The following is a 3,696-nucleotide window of genomic DNA, read 5'->3' as shown; positions in this document are numbered from 1 at the left end:
CACCGCTACTACGTCGCGGTGCACGCCGTCGACGTGGAGCGGCTGGAGCTGCCCGCCGAGGCCAGCCCGGCCTTCCTCGGATTCAACCTGTTCATGCACGCGATCGCCCGCGCGGTGATCGTCGGCACCTATGAGCAGAAGTAAGCCCGCCGGATCGTGCCGACGAGCAGACGGCGCTTCGTTGTCGGATCGGCGGCGACGGTGATCGGCGCCGCGGCGGCCTGCGCGCCGTCCCGCGGCGCCGACCTGATCTTCACCGGCGGGCCGGTGGTGACGGTGGCCCCCGGTGCCGCGCCGGAAGCCGAGGCGCTGGCCGTGACCGGTGGCCGGATCAGCGCGGTCGGGCCCAGATCGGCGGTGATGGAGCTGCACCGGCCTGGGACGCGGCTGGTCGACCTGGCCGGCCGGGCGCTGCTGCCGGCGTTCGTGGAGCCGCACGGCCACCCGTTCGCCATCGGCGTCGCCCTGGCCCCGCCGGCCATCGACGTGCGGCCGTTCACCGTGCCGACCGGCGCCCAGGTGCTGCAGCAGCTCGCCGAGGCCGTCACGACGACCCCCAAGGGCGACCCGATCCTGCTGAACGGCGTCGACCCGCTGCTGCAGACGGATCTGCGGCTGCCCAGCCGCGCCCGGCTCGACACGCTGGCGCCGGATCACCCGGTCATCCTGGTCGCCAACAGCGGGCACGCCGCCTACGGCAACACCGCGGCGCTGGCGCTGGCCGGCATCACCCGGGAGTCCGCCAACCCGGTCGGCGCGGAGTTCGTGCACGGGCCCGACGGGGAGCTGACCGGCGAGGTGCGCGAGGCCGCCGCCGTGCTGCGGTTGACCGCACCGGCCTTCGCCCATGCCGGTTCCGACCTGGCCGGCAACCTGCGCTGGGCCTACCGCAGGCTGGCCCGGGCCGGCATCGCCACCTGCAGCGACCACGCCTACGACGCCACCACCCAGGCCGCGGTGATGACCGGCCTGGCCGAAGAACCGGATTGCGCGCTACGGGTCCGCGGCTACCAGATCGGCACCCCGGCGCTGGCCGCCGACCCGGCCAACGTCGCCGGCTCTCGGCCGGGCGCCGATCGGCTCTTCGCCAAGATCGGCATGAAGCTGTGGGCCGACGGCTCGCCCTGGCAGGGCAACATCTTCACCACGTTCCCGTATCTGACCAACCAGACGACCGCCCGGATGGGCCTGGGGTCACACCATCACGGCGCGATGAACTACACCCGCGAGCAGATCGGTGAGCTGGCCGCGGCGTTCGGCGGCCAGGGCTGGCAGCTGGCCTGCCACGTGCACGGCGACGCCGCCATCGACGTCGTCTTGGACGCCTACCGCAACGCCGGGGCCGCCCCGGACCTGCGGCTGCGGCTCGAGCACGTCGGCGCGATGCGGCCCGACCAGTTCGCCCGCGCCGCCGCGCTGGGGGTGACACCGAGCCTATTCATCGAACACGTCTACTACTGGGGCGACGTGCTCATCGACGAGCTGTTCGGGCCGGAGCACGGTGCACCCTGGATGGCGGCGCGATCGGCGCTCGACGCCGGCCTGCGCATCTCGTTTCACAACGACGGCACCGTCACCCCGCCCGACCCGATCGGCAACATCGCCACCGCGGTCACCCGGACCGCCCGCGGCAGCGGTCGGGTGCTCGCCCCCGAGCAGCGGATCGGCGTCGACGCGGCGCTCCGCGCGCAGACCCTGGACGCCGCGTGGCAGCTGCACCTGGACACCGAGACCGGCAGCCTGGAGACCGGCAAGTACGCCGACCTGGTGGTGCTCTCGGCCAACCCGCGCAGCACCCCGCCCGAGCAGCTGCGGGAGGTGACGGTCGAGGCCACCTTCCTGATCGGCCGGCAGACCTACGGCGATCCGCTCGGCTGACCGTCGGCGTCGGAGCCGACCGCGTCGGTCAACGCCGCGAAGCCGCCGTCGTGCAGCCGGGCGGCCAGGCCGTCGTGAATGTGCTTGGCCCACAGGCCGCCGCCGTAGACGAACCCGGTGTAGCCCTGCAGCAGCGACGCGCCGGCGGTGATCCGCTGCCAGGCGTCGTCGGCGGTCTCGATGCCGCCGACGCTGACCAGCACCAGCCGGCCGCGGGTCCGGGAATACAGCCGGCGCAGCACCTGCACCGCCCGCGCCGCCACCGGCGGCCCGGAGATGCCGCCGTCGCCGAGCCGGTCCACCCCGGGGGTGCGCAGGCCGGCGCGCGAGACGGTGGTGTTGACGGCCACGATGCCGGCCAGGCCCAACTCGACGGCGAGGTCGGCGATCGCGTCCAGGTCGGCGTCGGCCAGATCGGGCGCGATCTTCACCAGCACCGGGGTGGCGGTCTCGGCGCGCACCGCGGCCAGGATCGGCCGTAGCCGCTCGACGGTCTGCAGGTCGCGCAGCCCCGGCGTGTTCGGCGAGCTGACGTTGACCACCAGGTAGGCGGCCAGCGGTCCGAGCAGCCGGGCGCTGGCCCGGTAGTCGTCGGCCGCGTGCTCGGCCGGGGTGGTCTTGGTCTTGCCGATGTTCACCCCGATCGGCACGTCCGGGCGGTGCTGGGCCAGCCGGGTCGCCAGCGCCCCGGCTCCGGCGTTGTTGAAGCCCATCCGGTTGAGCAGCGCCCGGTCGGCGGGAAGCCGGAACAGCCGCGGTGTGGGGTTGCCGGGCTGCGCGGCGGCGGTCACCGTGCCGACTTCGGCGTAGCCGAAGCCCAGCGCACCCCAGGTGTGCAGCCCCGTGCCGTCCTTGTCGAACCCGGCGGCCAGACCCAGCGGCCCGGGGAAGCGCACCCCGAAGACCGTGCTGACCAGCACCGGGTCGCCGGGCGCAAGTCGACGCCGCAGCCGTCGGCGCACCGCCTCGGCGGCGGTCGCGGAGCGCAGCCCGGCGAACGTCGCGGTGTGGATCCGTTCGGCCGACACCAGGAACAGCGCGCGGCGCAGCGCGTCGTAGGGCCGCATCGGTTACAGTCCCGGCTGGTCGACCGGGCGGCTGACGTCGCCGTTGGCCAGTCGGGACTTTTTGCGCCGCAACAACACCCGTCGGCTGCCGTCGGTGTAGAGCCGCACCCGGGTCAGCTCCCAGCCGCGGTACTCGGCTTCGATGGAGAGCCGGGTGGACGCCGAGATCCGGGTCAGCTCCGGCGGCAGCTGCAGCGGTACCCACTCGTATTCGTCGGAGAGCTCGGTGTCCCAACCGGCCGGCAACCGGCTGCGCCGCAGCGCGGTCATCGCGGCCCCGCGGCGTGCTCGATCACCTGGACGCCGGCCCCGGCGCCGGAGACCACATACAGCGTTCCCGCGACGTCGTCGCAGGCCAGCGCGTTCGGTTGCCGCACGGTTGGGTACCGTACCTTCTCCACGGGGATTCCGGTGCCCAGATCGTAGCCGACGACGGCGTTGGTGGCGGTCTGCGAAACCCATGCCAGACCGGTGCAGCCGGCCAGGCCGTACGGGGCGTCCGGCACCGGGTAGGCCTGCCGCAGGATCAGCGGGTCCACCCCGTAGACCAGCAGCTGGCCGCCGCGGGTGTCGGCGGCCAGCACCGGGCCGCGCGGGTCGGCGGCCATGGTGGTGGCCCCCCGCCCGGCGCGCAGCGCGTACCGCGGCGTGCCGTCCGGGCCGATGGTGGTCACCGACGTCTGGCCGCGATCCAGCACCACCGCGGTATCGCCTTGCGTCACAATCTGATCCACCCGGGCGAAGATCGTGG

Annotated in this window: 4 protein-coding genes and 1 pseudogene; 2 read left to right on the top strand and 3 right to left on the bottom strand. The window is 73.9% G+C overall.

Annotated features, from left to right (window positions below):
• Positions 1 to 144: pseudogene (locus tag AC2VNT_RS10680) on the top strand (YbhB/YbcL family Raf kinase inhibitor-like protein); the annotation flags it as partial.
• Between the two features lie 12 nt (positions 145 to 156).
• Complete coding sequence (locus AC2VNT_RS10675) at positions 157 to 1,878, top strand: amidohydrolase (RefSeq protein WP_486946827.1); 1,722 nt, start codon at positions 157 to 159, stop codon at positions 1,876 to 1,878.
• Here AC2VNT_RS10675 and AC2VNT_RS10670 read toward each other — a convergent pair.
• The 3 genes from AC2VNT_RS10670 to AC2VNT_RS10660 all read right to left on the bottom strand — a co-directional run.
• A complete protein-coding gene (locus AC2VNT_RS10670) occupies positions 1,857 to 2,945 on the bottom strand; it encodes a quinone-dependent dihydroorotate dehydrogenase (RefSeq protein WP_486946826.1) in 1,089 nt (362 codons plus the stop codon). The genes AC2VNT_RS10675 and AC2VNT_RS10670 overlap by 22 nt on opposite strands.
• A gap of 3 nt (positions 2,946 to 2,948) precedes the next feature.
• Positions 2,949 to 3,215 carry a DUF5703 family protein gene (locus AC2VNT_RS10665; RefSeq protein ID WP_486946825.1) on the bottom strand — a complete coding sequence of 89 codons (267 nt, stop codon included), beginning with the start codon at positions 3,213 to 3,215 and terminating at the stop codon, positions 2,949 to 2,951.
• Positions 3,212 to 3,696: NHL repeat-containing protein (locus tag AC2VNT_RS10660; RefSeq protein WP_486946824.1), on the bottom strand; the 485-nt coding region annotated here is incomplete at its 5' end. The genes AC2VNT_RS10665 and AC2VNT_RS10660, both read right to left, overlap by 4 nt.

The sequence above is a fragment of the Mycobacterium sp. TH-M15 genome, from assembly GCF_057473705.1.
This window is presented reverse-complemented; position numbering and strand designations above follow the sequence as displayed.